Annotated in this window: 21 protein-coding genes and 2 tRNA genes; 5 read left to right on the top strand and 18 right to left on the bottom strand. The window is 55.6% G+C overall.

Translation table 11 applies throughout. The annotated features are described in order from the left end of the window. Positions 1-43: 43 nt before the first annotated feature. Positions 44-2,389, top strand: coding sequence for a fatty acid cis/trans isomerase (locus D9N14_RS08415; protein WP_290578924.1), 2,346 nt, complete (start codon positions 44-46; stop codon positions 2,387-2,389). An 82-nt stretch (positions 2,390-2,471) separates the two neighbouring features. On the opposite strand, the gene D9N14_RS08410 is transcribed toward D9N14_RS08415, so the two are convergent. From D9N14_RS08410 to rlmE, 16 genes are all read right to left on the bottom strand, one after another. Next, positions 2,472-3,158: an START domain-containing protein gene (locus tag D9N14_RS08410; RefSeq protein WP_290578923.1), complete on the bottom strand. Its 687-nt coding sequence runs from the start codon at positions 3,156-3,158 to the stop codon at positions 2,472-2,474. A 293-nt stretch (positions 3,159-3,451) separates the two neighbouring features. Then, positions 3,452-5,569 (bottom strand): polyribonucleotide nucleotidyltransferase, encoded by a 2,118-nt coding sequence (gene pnp, locus D9N14_RS08405; RefSeq protein WP_290578922.1) that lies wholly within the window; start codon positions 5,567-5,569, stop codon positions 3,452-3,454. A 242-nt stretch (positions 5,570-5,811) separates the two neighbouring features. Next, positions 5,812-6,081, bottom strand: coding sequence for a 30S ribosomal protein S15 (gene rpsO / locus D9N14_RS08400; RefSeq protein ID WP_290578921.1), 270 nt, complete (start codon positions 6,079-6,081; stop codon positions 5,812-5,814). An 80-nt stretch (positions 6,082-6,161) separates the two neighbouring features. Continuing rightward, complete coding sequence (gene truB / locus D9N14_RS08395; RefSeq protein WP_290578920.1) at positions 6,162-7,085, bottom strand: tRNA pseudouridine(55) synthase TruB; 924 nt, start codon at positions 7,083-7,085, stop codon at positions 6,162-6,164. Positions 7,086-7,087: 2 nt separating this feature from the next. Then, positions 7,088-7,501: a 30S ribosome-binding factor RbfA gene (gene rbfA, locus D9N14_RS08390; protein WP_290578919.1), complete on the bottom strand. Its 414-nt coding sequence runs from the start codon at positions 7,499-7,501 to the stop codon at positions 7,088-7,090. A 13-nt stretch (positions 7,502-7,514) separates the two neighbouring features. Beyond that, positions 7,515-10,208 carry a translation initiation factor IF-2 gene (gene infB, locus D9N14_RS08385; protein WP_290578918.1) on the bottom strand — a complete coding sequence of 898 codons (2,694 nt, stop codon included), beginning with the start codon at positions 10,206-10,208 and terminating at the stop codon, positions 7,515-7,517. Positions 10,209-10,266: 58 nt separating this feature from the next. After that, on the bottom strand, positions 10,267-11,763 hold the full coding sequence (gene nusA / locus D9N14_RS08380) for a transcription termination factor NusA (RefSeq protein WP_290578917.1): 1,497 nt from the start codon (positions 11,761-11,763) through the stop codon (positions 10,267-10,269). A gap of 48 nt (positions 11,764-11,811) precedes the next feature. Continuing rightward, the gene (rimP, locus tag D9N14_RS08375; RefSeq protein ID WP_290578916.1) at positions 11,812-12,273 is read right to left on the bottom strand and encodes a ribosome maturation factor RimP; all 462 of its coding nucleotides are present in this window, start codon (positions 12,271-12,273) and stop codon (positions 11,812-11,814) included. Between the two features lie 373 nt (positions 12,274-12,646). Beyond that, positions 12,647-12,723, bottom strand: a tRNA-Met gene (locus D9N14_RS08370). A 130-nt stretch (positions 12,724-12,853) separates the two neighbouring features. Continuing rightward, a tRNA-Leu gene (locus D9N14_RS08365) sits at positions 12,854-12,940 on the bottom strand. 64 nt (positions 12,941-13,004) lie between these two features. Beyond that, positions 13,005-13,457: a preprotein translocase subunit SecG gene (gene secG / locus D9N14_RS08360; protein ID WP_290578915.1), complete on the bottom strand. Its 453-nt coding sequence runs from the start codon at positions 13,455-13,457 to the stop codon at positions 13,005-13,007. Between the two features lie 13 nt (positions 13,458-13,470). Next, the gene (tpiA, locus tag D9N14_RS08355) at positions 13,471-14,220 is read right to left on the bottom strand and encodes a triose-phosphate isomerase (RefSeq protein WP_290578914.1); all 750 of its coding nucleotides are present in this window, start codon (positions 14,218-14,220) and stop codon (positions 13,471-13,473) included. Between the two features lie 66 nt (positions 14,221-14,286). Beyond that, on the bottom strand, positions 14,287-15,630 hold the full coding sequence (glmM, locus tag D9N14_RS08350) for a phosphoglucosamine mutase (protein WP_290578913.1): 1,344 nt from the start codon (positions 15,628-15,630) through the stop codon (positions 14,287-14,289). A 38-nt stretch (positions 15,631-15,668) separates the two neighbouring features. Further along, the gene (folP, locus tag D9N14_RS08345) at positions 15,669-16,523 is read right to left on the bottom strand and encodes a dihydropteroate synthase (protein ID WP_290578912.1); all 855 of its coding nucleotides are present in this window, start codon (positions 16,521-16,523) and stop codon (positions 15,669-15,671) included. 14 nt (positions 16,524-16,537) lie between these two features. Then, positions 16,538-18,469 (bottom strand): ATP-dependent zinc metalloprotease FtsH, encoded by a 1,932-nt coding sequence (ftsH, locus tag D9N14_RS08340; RefSeq protein WP_290578966.1) that lies wholly within the window; start codon positions 18,467-18,469, stop codon positions 16,538-16,540. Positions 18,470-18,596: 127 nt separating this feature from the next. Then, positions 18,597-19,220: a 23S rRNA (uridine(2552)-2'-O)-methyltransferase RlmE gene (gene rlmE / locus D9N14_RS08335; protein WP_290578911.1), complete on the bottom strand. Its 624-nt coding sequence runs from the start codon at positions 19,218-19,220 to the stop codon at positions 18,597-18,599. Between the two features lie 149 nt (positions 19,221-19,369). Between rlmE and yhbY the strand changes: the two genes are divergently transcribed. The 4 genes from yhbY to D9N14_RS08315 all read left to right on the top strand — a co-directional run bounded on the left by yhbY (position 19,370) and on the right by D9N14_RS08315 (position 22,331). Continuing rightward, positions 19,370-19,681, top strand: a complete 312-nt coding sequence (gene yhbY, locus D9N14_RS08330) for a ribosome assembly RNA-binding protein YhbY (protein WP_290578910.1) — start codon at positions 19,370-19,372, stop codon at positions 19,679-19,681. Between the two features lie 139 nt (positions 19,682-19,820). After that, positions 19,821-21,224, top strand: a complete 1,404-nt coding sequence (locus tag D9N14_RS08325; RefSeq protein ID WP_290578909.1) for an ATP-binding protein — start codon at positions 19,821-19,823, stop codon at positions 21,222-21,224. After that, positions 21,221-21,916, top strand: coding sequence for a response regulator (locus D9N14_RS08320; RefSeq protein WP_290578908.1), 696 nt, complete (start codon positions 21,221-21,223; stop codon positions 21,914-21,916). The genes D9N14_RS08325 and D9N14_RS08320 overlap by 4 nt, the downstream gene beginning before the upstream one ends. Before the next feature lie 82 nt (positions 21,917-21,998). Then, positions 21,999-22,331, top strand: coding sequence for a Spy/CpxP family protein refolding chaperone (locus D9N14_RS08315; protein WP_290578907.1), 333 nt, complete (start codon positions 21,999-22,001; stop codon positions 22,329-22,331). Between the two features lie 166 nt (positions 22,332-22,497). Here D9N14_RS08315 and greA read toward each other — a convergent pair whose 3' ends face one another. Together greA and carB are read right to left on the bottom strand one after the other, a co-directional pair. Next, the gene (gene greA / locus D9N14_RS08310; protein WP_290578906.1) at positions 22,498-22,974 is read right to left on the bottom strand and encodes a transcription elongation factor GreA; all 477 of its coding nucleotides are present in this window, start codon (positions 22,972-22,974) and stop codon (positions 22,498-22,500) included. Beyond that, positions 22,971-26,192 carry a carbamoyl-phosphate synthase large subunit gene (gene carB, locus D9N14_RS08305; RefSeq protein WP_290578905.1) on the bottom strand — a complete coding sequence of 1,074 codons (3,222 nt, stop codon included), beginning with the start codon at positions 26,190-26,192 and terminating at the stop codon, positions 22,971-22,973. Before carB ends, greA begins: the two co-directional genes overlap by 4 nt. Positions 26,193-26,201: the final 9 nt, after the last annotated feature.

Genomic DNA, 26,201 nt, shown 5'->3' with positions numbered 1-26,201 from the left:
GTGCCATAATATGAACCTTTCTGCGGGTTAAGGACTGTGTCTTATGCGTCGTTTGTTGTTTGTTTCATTCGCCCTGGTGATCTCAGGTTGTGCCACAGTGGCCTTCAATGTCTGGGATGACCTCTATGGAATCAGCGATCCAGACCGCCTCGATCATCCAGTACCCTCCACCCTGATCAGCTACCAGAATGATGTACAACCCATCCTGAACCAGCGCTGCGTGGTCTGTCATGCCTGCTACGATGCCCCCTGCCAGCTCAAATTGACCGCCTATGAAGGCATTACCCGGGGCGCCAGCAAAGAATACATTTACGAGAGTTCCCGGTTGCTGGCCACAGAACCCACCCGCCTGTTTCACGATGCTCTGTCCACCTCGGATTGGCGCAGCCGGGGCTTCTATCCGGTGTTAAACGAACGTCGCAATGACGCAGAGGCCAACGTCAACGCCAGCGTGCTGGCCCAGCTGCTGTTACAGAAGCAGGCACACCCGCTGCCCGAAGTAGCAGTACTGCCAGACAGCTTCGATTTCAAACTGCACCGGGACCAACAATGCAGCAACCTGGACAGCTATCAGGATTACCAGGATTCTTACCCCCTGTGGGGCATGCCCTATGGGCTCCCCGGCCTGGAGCAACAGGATCATGACACCCTGATGCGCTGGGTTGAAGTGGGTTCACCCTATGAGCCACCCACCCCCCTGAGCGCGTCGCTGCAACATCAGGTGCAAAAATGGGAAACGTTTTTCAATCAGGATTCATTACAAGCCAGGCTCATGAGCCGCTACATGTTTGAACATCTGTACCTGGCCCATTTGTATTTTGACGACAGCAGCGAGCCGGTTTTCTTCGAACTGGTCCGTTCCCGCACCCCGCCCGCCGAACCCATCGACCTGATCAGCACACGACGCCCCTACGACGATCCCAAGGTTGAACGGGTTTACTACCGTCTACGCCGACATCAGGAAACCCCGGTGGTGAAAACCCATATGCCTTACCGCCTGGATGAAGAACGCATGGCCAACTGGCGTGAATGGTTCCTGAATGACCAGTATCAGGTGAGCAAACTGCCGACCTACGACATCAAAACTGCGTCCAATCCGTTTGAGACCTTCCAGCAGATCCCCAGCTATGCCCGCTACCGTTTCATGCTGGAGGAAGCGCAATACACCATCATGGGATTCATCAAGAGCCCGGTGTGCCGGGGTCAGGTGGCATTGAATGTCATCAACGATCACTTCTGGGTTACCTTCCTGCATCCCCGGTTCCGCTCCTCTGAGCTGGCGGAAAAAGCCTTGCAAGAAAACCTCCACCTGTTGAAGCTGCCCGCCAAAGACAGCAGCAGCGCCGGCTTGCTGAACTGGATGAGCTATGCCAGCAACGAACAGAAATACATTGCCGAGAAGACCCGCTTCCTCAACGCCTATGTGGACAAGCAATTCAATGTATCCCTGGATCTGCTGTGGGATGGTGACGGGGACAATGACAACGCCGCGCTAACCATCTACCGCCATTTTGACAGCGCCACGGTCATCAAAGGATTGCATGGCGGCAAGCCACAAACGGCCTGGGTAATCACCTATCCGTTGCTGGAACGCATCCATTATTTACTGGTGGCGGGCTTCGATGTGTTCGGCAATGTCGGGCACCAACTCAATACCCGTATTTACATGGATTTTCTGCGTATGGAAGGTGAATTCAATTTCCTCACCCTGTTGCCCAAAGCGGACCGTCAAGCCGTTCACAATCAGTGGTATCGTGGCTCGGTGAATCCGGTAAAAGAATATATCTACCAGTATGCACGGTCCTATGAGGGCAGCACCTCGGTGGAGTACCAATCGCAGGATCACCTGCAGGAACTTTATCTGAAGCTGCAGGACAAACTCAAACCGGTTCTGAATCAACAATACGCCCTGACTCAGGGCTTCCAGGAGGGCGCCGTGCTGGCGGCCCTCTCTGACCTGGACAACATCACCGGCCAGGCCGCCGCCAATATGCCACAGATGTCCGTCATCAAACTCAAGGACGACAACAGCGATCGGGTGGAATACTACAGCGTGCTCAGCAACTCAGCCTTTACCAATATTTCCCATCTGTTTGGTGATGAAGACCGCCGGCTGCCGCAGGAAGATGACTTGACGGTAAGCCATGGCCTGCTCGGCTCTTATCCCAATGTGTTCTTCGAAATGACCACGGCACAGATACCGGCATTCGTGGAGCAGGTACAACAGATCAAGAACCGGAAGGATTATATTAAGTTGCTGGACCGGTACGCCGTGCGCCGCACCAACCCGGCGTTTTGGCAATACAGTGACGACATGCACAAAGCGTTCAAGCAGGCCAAGCCCATCGAGTTTGGGTATCTGGATTACAATCGACTGGCTAACCAGTAATGTGCGCAATGCATTAAACAGCACAAAAAAAAGGGCCGTTTGAGGCCCCTTTTTTATTTCACCAACATCTTTGACTCAAGCGTCATTGGGTCATGGCAACACCGTCTGACACCGGCTCTTTAATGAAGGCAAACTTGGCGCCTTCGTACTTACCCAGTGCTGAAGCCCGCAGATTCTTCATGGTGTTGTAGGGCATCTCATAGGTAAACATATCCAACAGCCAACCCTGAACATCACCACCCGGATCATAGTCCGACACATAAGCCACTTCCACCATACCATTGCCCCGCGGTGTTAACACCCATTCCGCTTCCAGATAAGGGCTTCGAATCATGCTGGAGTCCGCGCTCAGGTACTGAGGCTCTGAATACACTTTCTTGGTCACCACCAGGGTTTCCGGGTTCTGTTCCCACTTGGAGTAGAGCACCGCATCACGATCCCGCTCCGGCCAGGGGGCATCCACCACCGTATAGGTAATGGACTCCTGCTCACTGATGTCCTTCAGTTTCTCCACCTTGGAGACTTTGTCCATCCAGTCTGGAAACGCACTGTGATCGGACAGGAAAGACACCAGGCTGGACAGGCTAGCCTTCACAGACGTCACCACTTTCACCTGTTTCAGGGGAGCAGTTTGAGATTCTTTCGTATAGAGTTGAATACCATTTTCGTCCTTGTCCAGTTGCCAGTCATAGGCAAGCGTCAGGCTCGAAAACAGCAATGCGGATGACGCGACCAATGCTTTAACACAGCCTAGTTTTTGCAATGGCATTTCCCTTTCCTCCAATATATTTATTGTTCTTTTCGCTCTGTCGTTCTGATGTAGATAGTAACCGAATGAGACCCACGTTGGGCAAGGAAATGTCAGCGAAAATCTGACACATGCCCAGGACCAAAACCCGGCGCCAATCCCAATACAAAATGCCCAATTAGTCTCGAATTACATTAGGGTACGCAATGGTCTTCACAAACACAACTGTAATTTATATAACCGTATGTAAATAAAAAGGGAGCATTTAGCTCCCTTTTATAACCGAAATCCTTATCGGATTAGCTTGTCAGCGTTCACTCCGCAGAAGCACCACCGGCTTGTTCCGCCAGCGCTTCCTTGATGCTCAGCTTGATGCGGCCACGGTTATCAATGTCCAACACCTTAACGGTCACTTCCTGGCCTTCCTGTAAGTAATCACTTACATTATTCACGCGCTCTTCAGCAATCTGAGAGATATGAACCAGGCCGTCGGTACCGGGCAGAATGTTAACGAACGCACCGAAGTCCACAATCTTGTTCACCTTGCCGGTGTACAGTTGGCCCACTTCCGCTTCCGCCGTGATGCCTTCCACCATGGACAGGGCTTTTTCCGCCGCAGCCTGATTCTCACCGTAGATGCGCACCTGGCCGTCGTCCTGGATATCGATTTCCGCACCGGACTCTTCGCAAATGCTGCGGATGGTGGCACCACCCTTACCGATCACGTCACGAATCTTATCCGGGTGGATCTTGATGGTCAGGTACACCGGTGCATCGGAAGACAGAGTGCCCCGCGGCGCGGCCAGAACCTTGTTCATCTCACCCAGGATGTGCATGCGACCTTCGCGAGCCTGGTTCAAGGCGATTTCCATGATCTCTTCCGTGATACCAGTAATCTTGATATCCATCTGCAGAGCAGTAATACCGTTTTCACTGCCGGCCACTTTGAAGTCCATGTCACCCAGGTGATCTTCGTCACCCAGGATATCGGACAGCACCGAGAAACGCTCACCTTCCTTCACCAGACCCATGGCAATACCGGCGACCGGTGCCTTCATGGGAACGCCGGCATCCATCAACGCCAGGGAAGAACCACACACCGATGCCATGGAAGAAGAACCGTTGGACTCGGTGATTTCGGATACCACGCGGATGGCGTAGGGGAAGTCATTGCTGTCCGGCAGCATCGCCTGGACACCGCGACGGGCCAGGCGACCGTGACCGATCTCACGGCGCTTGGGCGCCAGTTGGAAACTGATCTCGCCCACACAGAACGGCGGGAAGTTGTAGTGAAGCATGAATGGATCCTGCTTCATGCCTTCGATGGAGTCCACACTCTGGGAATCCCGCAGGCTGCCCAGGGTAGCGGTGACGATGGCCTGGGTTTCACCCCGGGTAAACAGGGCAGAACCGTGGGTACGAGGCATCACGCCGGTTTCCACCGCAATCGGGCGAACGGTTTTCAGATCACGACCATCGATACGGGGTTTGCCGGACAGGATGTTCTCCCGCACGGTCACATACTCCAGATCGTGGAAAGTGTCTTTCACTTCACGCTCGGTCGGGGCGTTTTCATCTTCAGCCTTGCACAGTGCCGCGACCACTTCGCTGCGCAGTTCATCCACCCGCGCATAACGGGCCTGCTTGTCGTGGATCTGATAGGCTTCCGCCAGGCGACCGGCCAGGATGGATTTCACCGCTTCGATCAAGGGTGTATTTTCTGCAGGGGGCTGCCAGTCCCACTTGGGGGTACCGACTTCAGCCGCGAATTCCTTGATGGCGGTGATGGCTTTCTGCATTTCCATATGGCCAAACAATACCGCGCCCAGCATCTGGTCTTCCGTCAGCTCCTGAGCTTCGGATTCCACCATCAATACTGCTTCGTCGGTCCCTGCCACCACCAGGTCCAGCATGGACGTTTCCAGCTGCTTATAGGTGGGGTTCAGCATGTACATGCCATCGGTGTAACCCACCCGGGCCGCTGCGATGGGGCCGAGGAACGGGATGCCGGCAATGGACAATGCAGCAGAAGCACCGATCATGGCAGCGATATCCGGATCATGCTGCTTGTCAGTGGACATCACTGTGGCGATGACCTGAACTTCATTGAAGAAGCCATCGGGGAACAGGGGGCGGATGGGACGATCGATCAAGCGCGAAGTCAGGGTTTCCTTTTCAGAAGGACGACCTTCACGCTTCATGAAACCACCGGGGATACGACCGGCAGCGTAGAATTTTTCCTGATAGTTAACCGTCAGGGGGAAGAAATCGGCACCGGGCGCTGCGTCTTTGCGGGCCACCACCGTCACCAGCACAGAGCAGGATTCCGTCGTTACGACCACCGCACCGGTGGCTTGACGGGCAACTTTTCCGGTTTCCAATACAAACGTCTGATCACCGAATTTAAATTCTTTTCTAACCACTTTAAACATTATTCACCTTCCGTTTCGAGACTCCAGCACAACTCGCTTTCCAATTGATGTTTGTATTCAGAAGCCGGAGTTTTACCAATATTGTTCAATGTCACCTGGCCATTGCATGGGGCCACTAAAAAAACACGGCACTGATCCGAAGATGAGTGCCGTGTTTTTAGCGTATCAGAACCGCGCCAACCCTCCAGAGACAAACCTCTGGAACCTGGGGGATGCTGAATAGGTGCTTAGCCAGTGGTGCATTAACGACGCAGGCCCAGCTTGCCGATCAAGGCAGTATAACGGTCCAGGTCCTTGCGCTTCAGGTAGTCCAGCAGTTTACGACGCTGGTTAACCATGCGGATCAGACCACGACGAGAGTGGTGATCCTTGTTATGCGCTTTAAAGTGGCCTTGCAGCTGATTGATCTGTGCAGTCAGCAGGGCAACTTGGACTTCAGGGGAACCGGTATCGCCTTGAGCACGAGCGTGTTCGGCAACAACTTTCGCTTTTTGTTCAGCACTTAATGACATTGTCTTTTCTCCAATATGCTTAGATTAAAAACCGGCCGGACCACGCATATTTACAGTTCGGTCGGTTACTACTTGCGCAGCTACTGGCTGCTACTTATCAAGCGTCGGGGAGCCACTTTACCATCGTCCAGCACCTCACCAACACCAATAAATTCTTCATTCGGGCCGGTCAATTTGACCCAACCCTCCGCCGGCGAACCGGGGATCTGCACCGGATTACCGTTGCGCAGATAAAACGCAGTGGCTTCCGTCAGCGCCAATGCAGGCCAGTGATCGGCACTGGTCCCGAGGGGTAACAGCAGCTCATCGAGGGCTTTATGCCCACCGGAATCAATGGCTTGCGACAATTCATCAATGGTCACCGCCTGTTCCAGGGTATAGGGCCCGGCCTGGGTGCGGCGCAATTCTACCACATGCGCCAGATTACCCAAAGCGGCGGCAACATCTTCCACCAGATTGCGCACATAGGTGCCCTTGCTGCAGGCCACCGCCAGACTGAAATGGGTGGTATCGAAGTCTAGCAGCTCCAGGCTGTGAATGTGCACTTTGCGCGCCTTGCGCTCAACTTCCACACCCTGGCGCGCCAGTTTGTACAGCGGCTGCCCGTTGTGCTTGAGCGCGGAATACATGGATGGTACCTGCTCAATCTCACCGCGGAAGCGTTCCAGGGTACTCAACAGTGCCTCCCGGGTCAGCCCATCGGTGGCACAGGTTTCCACCACTTCACCATCAGCATCGGCGGTGTCTGTGCGTTCACCCCACTTGGCTTTCACCACGTAGGCTTTGTCCGCATCCAGCAAAAACTGGGAAAACTTGGTGGCCTCGCCAAAGCACAGCGGTAACACGCCAGTGGCCAGCGGGTCCAGGCTACCGGTATGCCCCGCTTTGGCGGCGCCGAACATACGCTTGACCCGTTGCAGTATCTCGTTGGAGGTGCAACCGCCAGGTTTGTCCAATACCAGTACGCCGTCGACGGCACGGCCCCGATTTCGTCGCTTTGCCAAGGTTACTCTCCGTCGGTTTCGCTTTGGTTTTCGTCGCGATGACGGGCTTTGTCTTCGGCCACTGCCCGATCAATCAGACGCGACATGCGCGGGCCGTCAACAATGGTGTGATCGTAGTGAAAACGCAGTCGGGGCATCACCCGCAGCTTGATGCTTTTGGCCAACAGGCTGCGCAGGAAGCCACCGGCGTGCTCCAGCACCTCCAGCGACTCCTCCACGTTCTGGTCTTCGTTGATCCCCATAAAGGTGACATAAACATCGGCAAACGCCAGATCTTTGCTTACATTCACACTGTTGATGGTAACCATGCCGACACGGGGGTCCTTGACTTCCCGCTGTAGCAACACGGCCAGATCCCGCTGGATCTGGTCGGCTATGCGATCGGTACGGTTATAACCACGGGCACTATGACGCAACGATAATCACCTCTTAAATGGTGCGAGCTACTTTTTTCACGTTAAAGACTTCGATCTTGTCGCCTTCTTTCACGTCGTTGTAGCTCTTCACTGCGATACCACATTCGATACCGGCATTCACTTCGTTTACGTCATCCTTGAAGCGGCGCAGGGATTCCAGTTCACCCTGGAAGACTACTACGTCATCGCGCAATACACGGATCGGCTTGTTACGGTAGATGGTACCTTCCACTACCTTACAACCAGCCACAGCACCGAACTTGGAGGAACGGAATACATCGCGCACCTCTGCCACCCCTACGATCTCTTCACGCAGCTCAGGCTCCAGCAGACCTGACATGGCATTCTTCACATCTTCGATGATGTCGTAGATAACGCTGTAGTAACGCAGCTCGATGCCCTCTTCCTGACACAACTTGCGGGCCGAGCCATCAGCACGTACGTTAAAGCCGATAACCACCGCATTGGAGGTCAATGCCAAGTTGACGTCGGATTCGTTGATACCGCCTACGCCGGAGGAGACGATATTCACTTTTACTTCGTCGGTGGACAAATCAATCAATGCTGTTTGCAACGCTTCCAGTGAACCGCGCACATCGGTCTTCAATACGATATTGACCGAAGCGGCTTCGCCTGCGCCCATGTTCTCGAATATATTCTCCAGTTTAGCCGCCTGTTGACGGGCCAAACGGTTATGGCGCAGCTTCTTCTGGCGGAACTCGGCCACTTCACGGGCCTTGCGTTCATCTGGAACGATCTGGAATTCTTCACCCGCATCTGGCGCACCAGCCAAACCCAGGATCTCCACAGGAATAGAAGGTCCGGCTTCCTTTATTGGCTTACCGTTTTCATCCAACATGGCACGCACACGACCATAGTGCTCACCGGCCAGAACCATATCACCCTGGTTCAGAATACCGTTCTGCACCAACAAGCTGGCTACCACACCACGGCCTTTATCCACACGGGATTCAATTACGATACCGCGAGCGGCACCGGTGGGCACAGCTTTCAACTCAAGGACTTCGGATTGCAGCAGGATGGCATCCAGCAGCTCGTCAATACCCTGCCCTGTGTGAGCAGATACGTGTACAAACTGAGTATCGCCACCCCATTCTTCAGAAATGACTTCCTTCTGCGACAGATCCGATTTAACCCGCTCCGGATCGGCGTCTTCCTTATCCATTTTGTTCACAGCCACAATGATCGGCACGTTGGCGGCACGGGCGTGATCGATTGCTTCAGCAGTCTGCGGCATCATGCCGTCATCGGCTGCCACCACCAACACCACGATGTCCGTACAGGAAGCACCACGAGCCCGCATCTGTGTAAATGCCGCATGGCCGGGTGTATCCAGGAAGGTGATCATGCCGTGACCGGTTTCAACGTGATAGGCACCAATGTGCTGGGTAATACCACCGGCTTCACCAGCGGCAACGCGGGTGCGTCGAATGTAATCCAGCAAGGACGTTTTACCGTGGTCAACGTGACCCATGATGGTCACCACCGGAGCCCGGGATGCCATTTCGCTATCGGTCTGGGTATCTTCCAGGTGTTCTACCAGAGAATCCTCAACCGCATCTTCGCTGACCAGTTTGACGTTGTGGCCAAACTCTTCAACGATTAATTGGGCAGTATCACGGTCAATGGCCTGGTTCATGGTCGCCATAACGCCCAGGTTAAACAGCGATTTCACCACTGCGGCACCTTTAACGGACATTTGCTGGGCTAAATCTGAAACCAGAATACTATCGCCTAGGGCAACTTCACGCACGACAGGTCCTGTCGGGTTCTGGAACCCGTGTTGGTTAAGGCGAGAGGCGGAAACACGAGGCACAATCTTGCGCTCAGGCTGTTTATCCTTGCCTTTCTTCTTGGGAACTTTACGAGCGCGCTTGGCCTGACGCGCTTCGCGATCCAGGCTGTCTTCAAACGCGCGCTTAACAATGGCGTCCTTTTCTTCTTCCAACAGCTCTTCTTTACTGGCAGCTTCGTCGTCTGAACGGCCTTCCAGTTCCTGGGCAATGCGACGGGCTTCTTCCAAAGTACGCTGACGGGCTTCGTCTTCCGCTTTCTTGCGAATTTCTTCTCTACGCTTGGCTTCTTCAGCTTTGCGGGCGTCTTCAGCGGCTTGTTCTTCCGGACTTTTCTCCGGCTTCTTAGGCGCTTCCTTAGCGGGTGCAGGCTCTTTCTTCGACTTGGCAGCTTTAACGTCTGAAGGCTCGCTGACCTCTTCTGCCTGAGCCGCTTCCTCAGCCGCCTTGCGGGCTTCTTCCGCCGCTTTCTTCTCCGCAGCCAGGCGTTCCTGCTCTGCTTTCTTCGCAGCGGCTTCGGCTTCTTCCGCCGCTATGCGTTCCGCTTCCAGGCGAGCTTCTTCTGCTTTAGCCGCCTCTTCCGCTTCTACAGTGGAACGTTTCACATAGGTGCGTTTTTTCCGCACTTCAACGTTTACGGTTTTGCTGCGGCCCTGGGAACCACTCACTTTCAGCGTACTGACGCTCTTCCGCTTGAGGGTGATTTTCTTGGGCGCAGAATCAGACTCACCATGGGATCGCTTCAGGTGAGCCAACAATTGCTCTTTCTCAGTATCTGATACAGCTTGCGCTGGATCTTTGTGAGTCAGCCCCGCGTCTTTCATTTGCTGCAATAGAGTCTCAACGGGTATACCCACGACATCTGCTAGCTGTGCGACGGTCACTTCTGCCATATCAGCGTTTCTCACTCCTGTTCTTCGTGCCGGTTAAATGCTCTGGGTCGGGATCAGGTTATTCCTGATCCTCGAACCAGGGGGCACGTGCAGTCATTATCAATTGCGCGGCGCGTTCTTCATCAATGCCTTCCACATCCAACAGGTCATCAACGGCCTGTTCTGCCAGGTCATCCATGGTGATGATGCCAATCTTTGCCAGCGCGTAGGCGGTGGTTTTATCCATACCGTCCATATTCAACAGGTCTTCAGCAGGCGCCTGTTCACCTTCCAGTTTTTCTTCCGATACCAGAGCTTTGGTCAGCAGCGAGTCTTTGGCCCGACGCCGCAATTCGTCCACAACATCCTCATCAAAGCCATCGATCGACATCATTTCCTCTTTCGGAACATAGGCCACTTCTTCCAGGCTGGTGAAACCTTCTTCCACCAACACCACGGCCACGTCTTCGTCCACGTCCAGCTCAACCATGAAGCGCTCAACCAGCTCGCCGGCTTCTTCTTCCTGCTTGCTCTGGGCCTGTTCCACGGTCATGACATTCAAGTCCCAACCGGACAACTCGCTGGCCAGACGAATGTTCTGTCCGCCTTTACCAATGGCCTGGGCCAACTGATCTTCCTCTACTGCGATGTCCATGGCATGACGGTCTTCGTCCACCACAATAGACACCACATCCGCGGGCGACATAGCGTTGATCACGAACTGGGCCACGTTGTCGTCCCACAACACAATATCGATGCGCTCACCGCCCAACTCGTTGGAAACCGCCTGTACCCGGGCGCCACGCATCCCCACGCAGGCACCCACCGGGTCTACCCGCTGGTCGTGGGTTTTTACGGCAATCTTGGCACGGGAGCCAGGATCGCGGGCCGCGCCCTTGATCTCAATCAGGTCTTCACCGATCTCCGGCACTTCAATCTTGAACAGCTCGATCAGCATTTCGGGGCTGCTGCGGCTGACAAACAGCTGCGGACCACGGTTTTCCCGGTTCACACCGTGCAACACCGCCCGCACACGGTCACTCATGCGGAAGGTTTCGCGCGGAATCATTTCATCCCGTGGCAACAGGGCTTCTGCGTTGTTGCCCAGATCCAGGATTACGCTGTCACGGGTCACTTTCTTGACCGTGCCACTGACCAGTTCACCGATGCGATCCAGAAATGCCTCGATCACCTGTTGACGCTCAGCCTCACGCACTTTCTGTACGATTACCTGCTTGGCAGTCTGGGCGGCAATACGGCCAAAATCGATGGACTCGATTTCCTCTTCCCAGGTATCACCAATGTTCAGGTTTTTATCGATATCGTGGGCTTCGTCCAGGGTCAGGTGACGACCGGGAAACTCAAAGTCCTCATCCAGGACCACATGCCAGCGACGATAGGTATCGTAATCTCCGGTGGTGCGGTTGATGCTCACCCGGATATCCACGTCATCGGAAGGGAATCGTTTTTTAGTGGCTGTTGCCAGCGCCAGTTCAACGGCGCCGAAGATCACGTCTTTATCAACGCCTTTCTCGTTGGATACGGTATCCGCTACCAAAAGTATTTCTTTGCTCATCTCACTGCCTCACCCTGAGACTGCGTACGATAGATATCCATCAGCACGTTAGTCGAAAATTGGGACCAGGTTTGCCTTATCAATTTGGTTGATGGAAACAGTGAGCTGCTGGTTATCAATCTGGAAAGTGAGCGCATCATCTTTCGCAGCCAACAGCTTACCGGTGAAATTTCTCATGCCGTTCACGGCCATTTGCAAACGCACCTTGATCAGCTCGCCTTCGTAGGCGGCAAACTGGTCAAAGGTAAAAAGGGGGCGATCCATACCCGGAGAGGAGACTTCCAGGTTGTATTCGCCGTTAATAGGATCTTCCACATCGAGAACACCGCTCACCTGATGGGAGGCTGCCTCGCAATTATCGATGGTGACGCCGTTTTCGGAATCGATGTACACCCGCAGAATGGAATGCTTGCCCTGGGACAAAAACTCAATGCCCCACAGCTCCATACCCACCGCATTGACCGCAGGCTCCAGCATTTCTTTCAAAGTTTCGATTCGTTTTGATGACACGTAACGTCTGGACTCTATCTCGGTTTCACAAACAAAAAGTGGGCACCATGGCCCACAACTGTTTGACCCGGCATGCATCCACGACTTGCCCGGCCAAATTATTCCTAATAAAAAGCCCCTAATAGTAGGGGCTTTCAAAATTCTTACTCGTTAGCTCCGCATGGGCTCGACCTAAACACTTAAGGTTCTTACCCAGTCCCGTCGGCTGCGAATTATAGCAACGATTGCGACAGCGCTTCAACACATTGCCGTCAGCTTGCATCCCGACACTGGTTTCACACCACCGGCTTCAAACCGAGAGGACATTGAGTCTAGAGTCGCTGCCTGCCTGACTCGGGTCTGGTAGTTCCCGGTCAGGCAGGCGGCTTAGGATTGGTAGCGGGGGCTGGATTTGAACCAACGACCTTCGGGTTATGAGCCCGACGAGCTACCAGGCTGCTCCACCCCGCATCGACAAGACGCGCATCTTAGAGAGTTTGTTTTGACCTGTCAACAGGTTGTCACAAATAAAAATTTTCTCTAAGTGCTGGTATTTAAAAAGAATTTAAAAAGCCCGCTCAGTGCGGGCTTACACTTGATTTGGTGCCGAAGGCCGGACTTGAACCGGCACGACCGTTAGGCCACTACCCCCTCAAGATAGCGTGTCTACCAATTTCACCACTTCGGCGGGGAGGCATAATTTAACGGATAACGCCTTGGCGTTCCACCGAAATCACACCGCAATATTCAATTTATTCAACCGGTGCCACAGCCGGTGCTGTCGCAGCTTCTGCCTCTTCTGGCGCTGCTGGCACGTCTTCAGCCACTTCAGGGGCCGCTGCCTCAGCAGGCACCGCGGGCACGTCCGCTGCAGCACTCTCGGTTTCTTCCTCATACTGGGGCACATCGGTCTCAATGGTTTCCACTACCACCTGCTCCGGCTCTTCGAAGCTGAAATCACCACCGGAGGCCTTCTCCCGCGCGATGTAAGCCAAGCCCAGACAAATGACGAAAAACACACCGGCCAGTAACCAGGAGGACTTGGTGAGGAAATTACCCGACCCGGCGCTGCCGAAGACGGTCTGGGATGCCCCCCCACCAAAGGACGCACCGGCGTCGGCACCCTTCCCTTGCTGAATCAACACCAAGCCAATCAAAGCCAGGGCCACCACCACCAAGACGATTAACAGTACGGTTTCAAACATGTCGTTTTCCTAATTATTCTGCCGCCTGGCAGATCGCAATAAATTCTTCAGCATCCAGGGAGGCCCCACCAATCAAGCCGCCATCGATATCCGGGCACCCAAACAATTCTGCCGCATTGGCAGCCTTAACACTGCCGCCATACAAAATGGACAGGCCATTTGCCACAGACTCATCAATCTGCGCCAACCTTTGTCTTAGTGCGGCATGAACTTCCTGTGCCTGTTCCGGGGTGGCCGTGCGACCGGTACCAATGGCCCACACCGGCTCGTAGGCCAGAACCGCATCCGCAAACGCCGCGATCCCCGCACGATCAACCACCGCCATCAACTGCTCTTCCACTACGGCCACGGTGTCTCCGGCGTCCCGCTGCTCGAGGGTTTCCCCGACACACAGGATGGGAACCAGCCCAGCCCGCTGCACCGCACAGAACTTATCGGCAACCAGGTCATCCTGCTCACCGTACAAAGCCCTGCGCTCGGAATGGCCCAAAATCACATGGCTGCAGCCAAATTCCTGCAACATGGCCACAGAAACCTCACCAGTGTAAGCCCCTGACTCATGCTGACTGGCGTTTTGCGCCCCCCAGCGAATCGGGGTTCCGGAAAGCGCATCTGACACCTGGTTCAAAAATGGATACGGGGCACACACCAGCACCTCAGTACGCCCGGGCTGCAGGCCCTGCTTCAGCCCCTGCAGTAGACTGGCTACGCTGGATCGGGTGCCGTTCATCTTCCAGTTGCCCGCGACAACAGGTGTCCGCATGCCACTACCCTCCATTTTTACGAGGCGGCAATGGTAGCGAAGAAGGTGTCAACATACAAGAAGGGGCTAAGCGCTGATCACTTCCGCCACCACATCGGCGATCTGGCGGCACAAGGCGGCCACTTCCGCACCGTTATCACCTTCCACCATCACCCGGATCAACGGCTCGGTGCCGGAAGGCCTGAGCAAAACCCGACCCCGCCCCGACAATTGGGCTTCCACAGCCTTTACCGCATCCTGCACCTGGGGAATGGAGGCCACCTCCCGCTTCTCCGGCAGACGCACATTGATCATGGTCTGGGGTAACTTGGTCATACCCTGGCGCAGCTCCAGCAGGGATTTGCCCTGGGACACCATGGATGCCAGCACCTGCAGGGCAGAGACAATGCCATCACCAGTAGTGGTTTTGTCCAGGCACACAATGTGACCGGAGGATTCACCCCCCAGCAGCCAGCCCTTTTCCGTCAGCAGCTCCAGCACATAGCGATCACCCACATTGGCCCGCACAAACTCGATATCCAGATTCCGCAACGCCAACTCCAGACCGTAGTTGCTCATCAGGGTCCCCACCACGCCGGTCTGCAGCCGCCGGTCCTGCTGCCGACCCTGGGCAATGATGAAAATGAGTTCATCCCCATCCACCAGCTCGCCCTGGTCGTCCACCATAAGCACCCGATCACCATCGCCATCGAACGCAATGCCAAGGTCCGCCCGCAGCTCCAGCACCTTTTCCTGCAGTGCCTGGGGGTGGGTGGAGCCGCAATTGTGGTTAATGTTAAGCCCATCCGGTTTCACAGCAATGGGAATGACTTCCGCCCCCAGCTCCTCGAATACCGCCGGTCCCGGGGCATAAGTGGCCCCATTGGCGCAATCCACTACGACGCGCAAGCCATGCAGGGACAACTCACGGGGGAAGGTGCTTTTACAGAATTCGATATATCGGCCCCGGGCATCCTCCAGCTTGCGGGTTTTCCCGATCAGGTCAGAGGGCACAGTATCCATGGGCTCGCTGAGTTGAGCCTCAATGGCCAACTCCACTTCGTCCGGCAGTTTTTTGCCATCGGTACAAAAGAACTTGATGCCATTGTCATAATAAGGATTATGGGAGGCGCTGATGACGATGCCCGCGGCTGCCCGGTAGGTTCGGGTCAGGTAGGCGATGGCCGGCGTGGGCATGGGGCCCAGCAGCATCACGTCCACACCGGAAGCGGACAAACCCGCCTCCAATGCTGATTCAAACATATAGCCGGAGATGCGGGTGTCTTTACCAATCAGGATTTTTTGCCGCCCTTCATCCTGAGCAAAAACCTTGCCTGCGGCCCATCCCAACTTCAGCATGAACTCCGGTGTGATCGGCGCTTTACCGACGGTACCCCGGATGCCATCCGTGCCAAAATACTGTTTGCTCATGGTGATTCCTTTTGTTTTCCACCGAAGAAACGGCCGCTCTACTCTTGCGCCTGAACGGCAGCCAGAATTTTCAGGGCATCCACTGTAGGGCCGACGTCGTGGACACGAATGATATGCGCTCCCGCTTGCGCTGCCAACAGGGCCGCCGCCACACTGCCGTGTAAGCGCTGCTCCACCGGCTTATCCAAAACGGCACCAATCATGGATTTGCGGGACATACCCACCAGCAGCGGAAACCCCAGTTGCGCAAAGCGCTGCAGATGCCTGAGCATAGACAGGTTATGGTGCAGGGTTTTGCCGAAGCCGAACCCCGGGTCCAGTAGCAAGCGCTCTCTTGCAATCCCGGCGGCCTGGCAGGCCTCAACCCGGCGCAACAGGAAATCCGCCACATCGTCCAGCACATCCTGGTAGCGGGGATCATCCTGCATGGATTGCGGTGTGCCCTGCATGTGCATCAGGCACACCGGCAGCGCACTTTGCCGGGCATAATCCAGTGCGCCTTCCCGCAGCAATGCCCGCACATCATTGATCAGGCCGGCGCCGGCGGCTTCCGCCTCACGCATGACCGCCGGGGTACTGGTGTCCACGGAAATCACCGCGTCCAATTGGCCGGACAACGCTTCCAGCACCGGGATCACCCGGTCCAGCTCTTCCTGCTCGGACACCGGCGCAGCACCCGGGCGGGTGGACTCCCCCCCGATATCAATGATGGCTGCACCCTGCTGCACCATGCTCACGGCCTGCTGCAAAGCGGATTCCCTACCCAGGAAACGGCCACCATCAGAGAAGGAGTCTGGAGTTACATTGAGCACCCCCATTACGGCGGGGCGGGAGAGATCTAAAAAACGGCCTCCGCACTGGAGGCCGTTCGGGGGCGAACCGGGTATTGGCATTCGCGTTTCAATGCTTAGTGGGTATTGGCCGGGCCACCGATGGAACCGGTACTGGAATCATCTTTTTTTCCAGCGCTGGCAGTATCCACTACCGGACTGCCACCACTGGGACCATCGTTGGAATCGTTCCAGCCTTTCGGCGGGCGCGGTTTGCGGCCTTCCATGATGTCTTCGATTTGATCCGCGTCGATGGTCTCGTACAGCATAAGGGCTTCCGCCATCATGTGCAGCTTGTCCATATTCTCTTCCAGGATCGCCTGGGCACGATGATAGCAATCATCGATGATTTTCCGGACTTCCTCGTCGATCTCTTTGGCGGTCTGGCCAGACACCATTTTTCGTTGTGTGTACTGACGACCCAGGAACACCTCGCCTTCATCCTCTTCATAACTCAATGGGCCCATTTTTTCGGACAAGCCCCATTTGGTGACCATGTTGCGGGCAATTTCGGTAGCCCGGTGGATGTCGTTGGAGGCGCCGGTGGTGACGCCGTCTTTGCCCAGGGTGATCTCCTCGGCAATGCGTCCGCCGAACAAGGAACACACCATGCTTTCCAGTGCACGCTTGCTTTGACTGTACTTGTCTTCTTCCGGCAGATACATGGTCACGCCCAGGGCACGGCCACGGGGTATCACACTGACCTTGTAAACCGGATCGTGCTCAGGCACCAGGCGCCCGACGATGGCATGACCGGCTTCGTGATAGGCCGTATTGAGCTTTTCCTTCTCGGACATAACCATGCTCTTACGCTCGGCGCCCATCAGGATCTTGTCTTTGGCTTTCTCGAATTCAGCCATTTCCACCACCCGCTTACTGGCTCGGGCGGCAAACAAGGCAGCCTCGTTCACCAGATTGGCCAGGTCGGCGCCGGAGAAACCGGGGGTACCACGGGCTATGGACTTGGCATCCACATCATCACCCAGGGGAACTTTGCGCATATGCACTTTCAGAATCTGCTCGCGACCGCGAATATCCGGTGCCGACACCACTACCTGGCGATCGAACCGGCCCGGACGCAACAGTGCGGAGTCGAGCACGTCCGGTCGGTTGGTGGCCGCGATGACGATGACACCATCATTGGCTTCAAAACCATCCATCTCCACCAGCAACTGGTTCAGGGTTTGTTCCCGCTCATCATGACCGCCACCCAGGCCGGCACCACGGGAACGACCCACCGCATCAATCTCATCAATGAACACAATGCAGGGGGCCTGCTTCTTGGCTTGCTCGAACATGTCGCGCACACGGGACGCACCCACGCCCACAAACATTTCCACAAAATCAGAACCGGAGATGGTGAAAAACGGCACTTTCGCTTCACCGGCGATGGCCTTCGCCAACAGGGTTTTACCGGTACCGGGAGGGCCCACCATCAACACGCCACGGGGGATCTTGCCGCCCAGACGCTGGAACTTACCGGGGTCGCGCAGGAACTCCACCAGCTCCTGCACTTCATCCTTGGCCTCATCACACCCTGCCACATCGGCAAAGGTGGTTTTGATCTGGTCTTCGCTCAGCAGGCGGGCCCGGCTCTTGCCAAACGTCATGGGGCCACCACGGCCACCGCCGCCGCCCTGCATCTGGCGCATGAAGAACATGAAGATGGCGACGATCAACAATATGGGGAAACAGGCCACCAGCAACTGCGCCCACAGGCTTTGTTTTTCGGGGGCACGTCCTTCCACTGCCACGCTGTTTTCCAGCAGCATGGGCATCAGGTCGATGTCTGTAATGGCGGGCAAAACTGTCTCGAACTTCTCGTTGGTCACGGTTCGCCCCGTGACAGTGGAACCGTCAATGACGACCTTATCCACCTGGCCGGATTGCACATACTCTACGAACTGAGAGTAGGGGATGGCCTGGGAACTGGAGTTCGCACTGAAGTTGTTGAAGACGGAAAGCAGAACAATTGCGATCACAACCCACAAGATGAGGTTTTTTGCCATATCGTTCAAGGGTTTACCCTCTCTTTACTTACGCCGGGCCAGAGCCAGGCGAGAATACTTATTACTGCGTTTAATGACCTACATTACTACACAATAGACGCTTACACCATCTTTCGCTGGAATCAGGTCACGAACCTCGAAAACCCTTTCCAAGCAGGTAAACTTCCTTGGATCGGGGCCGGGAAGCCTCCGGTTTACGGGTGATCAATTTGCCGAAATGCTGCTGCAAATCCTTGCGGTACTCGGGCAGACCCTCACCCTGGAATACTTTGACAAGGAAATCGCCGTTTTTCTTCAAAACCTGTTGCACCATATCCAACGCCAGTTCAGCCAGATACATGGCACGGGGCTGATCCACTGCGTTCATTCCACTCATATTGGGGGCCATGTCGCAGATTACAAGGTCAATGGGGCGATTTCCTATGATTTCAAGAAGTTGCTGGTAGACAGATTGCTCACGAAAGTCACCCTGAAGAAAGCGAACCCCTGGAATCGGGTCCATGTCCAGGATGTCCGACGCGATGACCAGACCATGATCCCCCACCAGTTGCGCCGCCATCTGGCTCCAGCCACCGGGGGCCGCCCCCAGGTCCAGCACCGTCATCCCTGGCTTGATGAGTTTGTCTTTCTCATTGATTTCCAATAACTTATACACAGCACGGGAACGCCAGCCATCCTCCTTGGCCCGCTGCACATAAATGTCATCAAAATGCTCACGCAGCCATTTACCACTGGTTTTGGATCGGGACAAAACACACCTCTATATTTGGATACCCCACCATCAGCTGTTTATTTTGCCTGATGCGCAAGCCACCTGCGAATTTTTTGGTGTCCGGGGGCGGACTGCTCTACAATACGCGCCCCGTGACATCCCGTGACATGCAGACAGGTAACCACACCATGGCTTTGACCCAAGATCAGAAAAAACGCTTTCGCAAACTGGCTCATCACCTGAAGCCGGTGGTGCTGGTGTCCGAAAACGGCCTGTCGGAAGGGGTTATCAATGAACTGGAGCGGGCATTGGAGGACCATGAGCTGATCAAGGTTCGCATCAATGTGCTGGAGCGGGAAGACAAGGTCGCCATCATAGAGGAAATCTGTGCCCAGACCCGGGCGGAACTGGCTCAGGTGATCGGCAAAATGGCGGTACTGTACCGTCCGGCCAAAAAACAAAACCCCAAACTGTCCAACCTGGTGCGCCTGCAGCCCTGAAAGCCGGTCCAGCTGGAACCCCTGCCAACAGGCCCATGCTACGGGCATTTGAAATATTCCTGCACATTTTGTCGATATACTGAGGCCAGCGCTCTCGAAACGTTGCCCAGAAAACAACGCCCGGTAAACAATGCCCAGTATGTCGATTCACAAGAAGCTCCTGCTTACCTTCCTGGCCTTCAGTGGGGTGCTCATCCTGAGCATCGCGCTGCTGGTGAAATGGAGCTTCCACAGCAATTTCCGCGATTATGTCACCCAGCAAAACCTGGCCCGGATGCAGGAGGCCAGCGAACGGCTGGCGGACTATTACCGGGACAACGGCGACTGGTCAGCACTGCAGGCCAATCCGCGCAAACTGCGCCGCCTGTTGAGTCGCCCGCTGCCGCCACCTGAGCCCGGGCCATCCTTCCAATCAGAAACGCAGCCTTCCCCTGCTCCACCGCCCATAAAACCCCGCCCGCCCATGCAGCTGTTTTTCTTGCTGGATGCGGAGAAGAGCCCGGTAATGGGGCGTCCCCCACAGCACCTGGAGCACACCAACCTGGTCCCCATCCAGCTGGAGGGGGATACGGTCGGCTACATCGGATTCAATACCGACCATCGCAGTTTCAGTAGAATGGACGAACGCTTCGCCCGTCGCCAGGGTGAGCAGCTACTGTATATAGTGCTCATGGCCATCGCATTGTCCGTGCTGTTCGCCTGGCCGGTGTCACGGTTTCTGGTACATCGGCTGGATCGCCTGGGCCGCCACATACACCACCTGAGCGAGGGCCGGTACGATGAACGGGTTACCCTTCACGGGCGTGACGAACTGGCACAGCTGGGCGGCCATTTAAACCACCTGGCGCTGATTCTGCAGAGCACCGAGCAATCCCGACGTAAATGGGTGGCGGATATTTCTCACGAGTTGCGGACCCCCATCGCCACCTTACGGGCACAACTGGAAGCGATTGAAGACGGAGTCCACCCATACAATGACAGCACCCACCAGCGCCTGGCCCGCCAAACCCTGCGCCTGCAACAGTTAGTGGAAGACCTGTATCAGCTCTCTCTCGCCGATGTGGGCGCATTGCAATACCGGATGCAGGAAACCGCCGCCGGCCCTCTCATCGAAGACTGCGTGAACAGTTTCAAAGCGCGTTTCCGACAAGCCGGGTTGACGTTGAGCTGCGAGATCCACGCCACGGTGAACGTGCTGGCGGACCCACAGAGGATTCAACAACTTCTCAGCAATTTACTGGAGAACAGCCTGCGCTATACCCAGGCGCCGGGCATGACGAAAGTCAGCCTGGCGCGCCACCGGGACTGTGCTCTGCTTAGCGTGGAAGACTCCTCCCCGGGCGTCGCCGATTCCCAGCTGGAATCCCTGTTCGAACGTTTCTATCGGGGCGAAAGCTCCCGCAACCGGGATACCGGCGGTGCCGGCCTGGGCCTGAACCTGTGCCGCGCCATCGCCGAGGCACATCAGGGCAGCATTCAGGCGCAGCCCAGTGCACTGGGGGGCCTGAAAATCATTGTGACACTGCCGTTGGAGACCCCATGACCCGAATCCTGATTGTGGAGGACGAATCGGACCTGGCCAACCTGCTGCAGGACTACCTCCAACACCACCAGTTTGCTACCCAGGTGATTGGCGACGGGGCCGAGGCAATGGCGGCCTTCGAGCAATTCCGACCGAATCTGGTGCTCCTGGACCTGATGCTGCCGCACAAAGACGGCCTGACCCTGTGCCGTGAAATCCGCCAGCAAAGCAGCATTCCAATCATTATGGTGACCGCCAAAATTGAGGAAATCGACCGCCTGCTGGGCCTGGAACTGGGGGCGGATGACTACATCTGCAAGCCCTTCAGCCCAAGGGAAGTGGTAGCCCGAGTGAAAGCCGTGCTGCGCCGCACCGCGGCGGAGCCATTGAGCCAGGTGCCTGAGCAGGGTGGCCTGGTGATGGATGAGAACACCCTGGGCGTCACGCTGGCAGGGGTGGAGATCGCCCTCACCGCGGTGGAATTCCGCCTGCTGAAAACCCTGAGTGATGACCCACGCCGCATTTTCAGCCGCGACCAGTTGATGGACAGCATGTACCGGGACCACCGTGTTGTGAATGATCGAACCATCGATTCCCACATCAACAAGTTGCGCAAAAAACTGGCCTTGGCCTGCCCCGGCCAGGAAGTGGTGCACTCAGTCTATGGTGTCGGCTACAAATTCGAGCTTCCACATTCTTTGCACAATTGCTGAGTTTTATCTGCAAAGATCACCGACATACTGAACCTGAAGCCAAACAGCCCCACACTCACAATGGAATCAGAGGAAACAGACCATGAGAACCGTTATCGCACTCATCATCAGCGCTGCAATCGCCATCCCGGTTATGGCCATGCCCCCGGGTGACGGCAGTCACATGCTGAAAGGACTCACCCGGCACCTGGACCTGACGGAAGAACAACAAGCTCAAGTGAAAAGCATTTTCGAGGCTAAAAAGCCACGCATGGAGGCTTTGCGGGAGCAAATGAAAGCATTGAAGGAAGAGACCGACGGCGAAATCAAAGCCATTCTCAGCCCCGAGCAGGTGAAAGAATTTGAAGCCATGCAGGAAAAACGCAAACAGAAATTTGAAAAACGGATGGAACGCCATCAGGGCAAAATGGAGTAACCGCGCAAACCGACTTCTTAACCTGCTTTACGCCGCGCTCTGCGGCGTTTTTTTATGGCCGCTCAATCCCGTAGTTGCATAAAAGCTGCATAATAAAAGGGGCGATTAACGCCCCTTTTATTATGCAGCTTTTACTTCATACCCGGACCAATCGATCCCAGGTTCATCAGAGATACTTCACTTTGACAATTTCATAGACCACAGTTCCTCCGGGGGTATCCACCGATACCTCATCCCCTTCGAACTTGCCGATAAGGCCGCGGGCAATGGGAGAGTTCACCGACAACTTACCTTGCTTGATATCCGCCTCATCATCACCCACGATCTGGAAGGTCTTCTCTTCGTCCTTGTCCACATCATACAGGTCGACAGTAACGCCAAAAATCACCTTACCGTTATTGTCAATTTTGGAGATGTCGATGATCTGGGCATTACCCAACTTACCTTCGATCTCCATGATACGGCCTTCCACAAAGCCCTGCTCTTCACGGGCCGCGTGGTATTCGGCATTCTCTTTGAGATCACCATGTTCGCGGGCTTCTGCGATGGCTGCCACTATTCGCGGACGTTCAACCTTCTTCAGGCGATCCAGTTCTTCTCGTAATTTTTCCGCACCCTGAACGGTCATGGGAAATCGATTCATGATTGCAACTCCGCGTGCAGATCCTGTAAACGTCGCACCACAATACCCGTGTCTGCCTGCAAGGCAGCGCAGATGGCCTGGGCACCGGCAATGGTGGTGGTGTAAGCCACTTTGTTTTGCAGAGCTTCGCGACGGATCTGGTAAGAGTCCGATACAGCCTGCGTGCCTTCTGTGGTGTTGATGATCAACTCAACATCCCGGTTCTTGATGGCATCGACGATATGCGGACGTCCTTCTTTAACCTTGTTGATTTGTTTCACTTCCAGCCCGGCCTCGGTGATCAGGCGCGCCGTACCGCGGGTAGCGATCAGTTTAAAACCAAGACTGGAAAGCTGGCGCGCCACTTCCACCGCGGCCGGTTTGTCGCCTTCCCGGACACTGATGAACACAGTGCCCTTACGCGGCAGTTTTTCGCCAGCCCCCAGTGAGGCCTTGCCAAACGCCTCACCAAACTCATCACCGATACCCATCACTTCTCCGGTGGACTTCATTTCCGGCCCCAGAATAGGATCCACACCCTGGAATTTGGCGAAGGGGAATACGGCTTCCTTCACGAAATAATGCTTGGGCACAATCTCGTTGGTGAAGCCCTGGGCCTCCAGGGACATACCCGCCATACAACGGGCCGCCACTTTGGCCAGGGATACCCCAATGCACTTGGACACAAAGGGTACGGTACGGGAGGCACGGGGGTTCACTTCCAGTACGTAGACTTCATTGCGTTTCACCGCAAACTGCACGTTCATCAGGCCTACCACGCCCAACTCCAGCGCCATCTTGCGGGACTGTTCTCGCATGATGTCCTGCACTTCCTGATTCAGGTTATAGGGCGGCAATGAACAGGCGGAATCCCCGGAGTGAACACCGGCCTGTTCGATGTGTTGCATCAGCCCGCCGATGACCACCTGTTTACCGTCAGATACGGCGTCCATATCCACTTCGATGGCATCGTCCAGGAATCGATCCAGCAACACGGGTGCATCGTTGGACACACTGACCGCCTCGTTCATGTAACGGCGCAGTTCAGACTCCTTGTACACGATCTCCATGGCACGGCCGCCCAATACGTAGGAGGGGCGCACCACCAATGGATAGCCGATCTCTTCTGCGTACCGCACCGCTTCTTCAGTGGAGCGGGCAGTCCGGTTCGGCGGTTGACGCAGGCCCAAGCGCTCGATCATCTGCTGGAATCGCTCACGGTCTTCCGCGCGATCAATGGCATCCGGTGTGGTGCCGATGATCGGCACGCCAGCCGCTTCCAGGGCACGGGCCAGTTTCAAGGGTGTCTGACCGCCGAACTGGACAATCACCCCTTTGGGTTTTTCCAGGGCCACGATGGCCAGCACATCTTCCAACGTGACCGGCTCGAAGTAGAGACGATCAGAGGTGTCGTAATCAGTGGAAACGGTTTCCGGATTACAGTTCACCATGATGGTTTCGTAACCGTCATCACGCATAGCCAGGGCGGCGTGCACACAGCAATAGTCAAATTCAATGCCCTGGCCGATGCGGTTAGGACCACCACCCAGTACCATGATTTTGTCACGGTCACTGGGTGCAGCTTCGCACTCTTCCTCGTAAGTCGAGTACATATACGCAGTGGTGGTCGCAAACTCTGCAGCACAGGTGTCAACACGCTTGTAAACCGGGTTCACCCCCAGTTCCTGACGACGCTGTCGCACCTGCTTTTCGGACACCCCAAGCAAATTGGCCAGGCGGGCATCCGAGAACCCTTTGCGCTTCAGTTTCCAGAATCGATCCTTGCTCATGTCGCCGATGGCAGACTTTTGCAGCGCCTGCTCATCACGAATCACATCTTCAATCTGCACCAGGAACCAGGGATCGATGCCAGTGCATTGATACACCTCGTCGATCTTCATGCCGGCGCGGAAGGCGTCGCCCAAAACCCAGATGCGATCCGGGCCCGGGTTTTTCAGCAGGTTCAACAACTCATCCCGAAAATCTTCGGCGTTGGGATCGAGGATCGGATCAAAACCGTCGGCGCCCACTTCCAAGCCGCGCAGGGCTTTCTGCATGGATTCCTGGAAAGTACGGCCAATGGCCATCACTTCGCCCACGGATTTCATCTGGGTGGTGAGCACCGGATTGGATTTGGGGAACTTTTCAAAGTTGAAGCGGGGAATCTTGGTCACCACGTAATCGATGGACGGCTCGAAGGACGCCGGGGTATTGCCACCGGTGATGTCATTGAGCAGTTCATCCAGGGTGTAACCCACCGCCAGCTTGGCGGCGATTTTCGCGATGGGGAAGCCGGTAGCCTTGGAGGCCAGCGCCGAAGAGCGGGAAACCCGGGGGTTCATCTCGATCACCACCAATCGGCCGGTGTTGGGACACATGCCAAACTGCACGTTGGAGCCGCCGGTTTCCACCCCGATTTCCCGCAGTACCGCCAGGGACGCATCCCGCAGAATCTGGTATTCCTTGTCGGTCAGGGTTTGCGCCGGAGCCACGGTAATGGAATCACCGGTATGCACACCCATGGGGTCGAAGTTCTCGATGGCGCAGACAATGATGCAGTTGTCGTTTTTGTCCCGCACCACTTCCATTTCGTATTCTTTCCAGCCAATCAGGGACTCGTCGATCAGCAATTCATTGGTGGGCGACAGGTCCAGGCCCCGCTCACAGATTTCGATGAATTCTTCCCGGTTGTAGGCAATACCACCGCCGGAGCCACCCATGGTGAACGAGGGCCGGATGATGCAGGGGAAGCCCAGCACATCCAATACCTGCAGTGCCTCTTCCATGCTGTGGGCGATCTGGGCGCGAGGGGTCTCCAGGCCGATGGATTTCATGGCCTTGTCGAAGCGCTCGCGGTCTTCCGCCTTGTCAATGGCGTCCTGGGTGGCGCCGATCAGCTCTACGTCAAATTGTTCCAGCACACCGTGCTTGGCCAGGTCCAGCGCACAGTTCAGGGCCGTCTGACCGCCCATGGTGGGCAGCACTGCATCCGGCCGCTCTTTCTCGATGATTTTGGCTACCGTTTTCCATTCCACCGGCTCGATATAGGTGGCGTCGGCCATGGCGGGGTCCGTCATGATGGTGGCCGGGTTGGAATTCACCAGAATGACCCGAAAACCTTCTTCCCGCAGGGCTTTACAGGCTTGTGCGCCGGAGTAGTCGAATTCGCAGGCCTGGCCGATCACGATGGGGCCGGCCCCCAGAATCAAGATACTTTGTATGTCAGTACGTTTTGGCATTGCATCCTA

The organism is Ketobacter sp. (genome assembly GCF_003671495.1).
In the GTDB taxonomy this organism is placed as follows: domain Bacteria; phylum Pseudomonadota; class Gammaproteobacteria; order Pseudomonadales; family Ketobacteraceae; genus Ketobacter.
This window is presented reverse-complemented; position numbering and strand designations above follow the sequence as displayed.

Coding starts and splice junctions, on each gene's coding strand:
- glmM (WP_290578913.1), bottom strand. CDS start 15,630: ATGAGCAAACAGTATTTTGGCACGGATGGCATCCGGGGTACCGTCGGT.
- D9N14_RS08315 (WP_290578907.1), top strand. CDS start 21,999: ATGAGAACCGTTATCGCACTCATCATCAGCGCTGCAATCGCCATCCCG.
- D9N14_RS08325 (WP_290578909.1), top strand. CDS start 19,821: ATGTCGATTCACAAGAAGCTCCTGCTTACCTTCCTGGCCTTCAGTGGG.
- infB (WP_290578918.1), bottom strand. CDS start 10,208: ATGGCAGAAGTGACCGTCGCACAGCTAGCAGATGTCGTGGGTATACCC.
- nusA (WP_290578917.1), bottom strand. CDS start 11,763: ATGAGCAAAGAAATACTTTTGGTAGCGGATACCGTATCCAACGAGAAA.
- secG (WP_290578915.1), bottom strand. CDS start 13,457: ATGTTTGAAACCGTACTGTTAATCGTCTTGGTGGTGGTGGCCCTGGCT.
- pnp (WP_290578922.1), bottom strand. CDS start 5,569: ATGTTTAAAGTGGTTAGAAAAGAATTTAAATTCGGTGATCAGACGTTT.
- tpiA (WP_290578914.1), bottom strand. CDS start 14,220: ATGCGGACACCTGTTGTCGCGGGCAACTGGAAGATGAACGGCACCCGA.
- D9N14_RS08415 (WP_290578924.1), top strand. CDS start 44: ATGCGTCGTTTGTTGTTTGTTTCATTCGCCCTGGTGATCTCAGGTTGT.
- yhbY (WP_290578910.1), top strand. CDS start 19,370: ATGGCTTTGACCCAAGATCAGAAAAAACGCTTTCGCAAACTGGCTCAT.
- folP (WP_290578912.1), bottom strand. CDS start 16,523: ATGCCAATACCCGGTTCGCCCCCGAACGGCCTCCAGTGCGGAGGCCGT.
- rpsO (WP_290578921.1), bottom strand. CDS start 6,081: ATGTCATTAAGTGCTGAACAAAAAGCGAAAGTTGTTGCCGAACACGCT.
- greA (WP_290578906.1), bottom strand. CDS start 22,974: ATGAATCGATTTCCCATGACCGTTCAGGGTGCGGAAAAATTACGAGAA.
- carB (WP_290578905.1), bottom strand. CDS start 26,192: ATGCCAAAACGTACTGACATACAAAGTATCTTGATTCTGGGGGCCGGC.
- D9N14_RS08410 (WP_290578923.1), bottom strand. CDS start 3,158: ATGCCATTGCAAAAACTAGGCTGTGTTAAAGCATTGGTCGCGTCATCC.
- D9N14_RS08320 (WP_290578908.1), top strand. CDS start 21,221: ATGACCCGAATCCTGATTGTGGAGGACGAATCGGACCTGGCCAACCTG.
- ftsH (WP_290578966.1), bottom strand. CDS start 18,469: ATGGCAAAAAACCTCATCTTGTGGGTTGTGATCGCAATTGTTCTGCTT.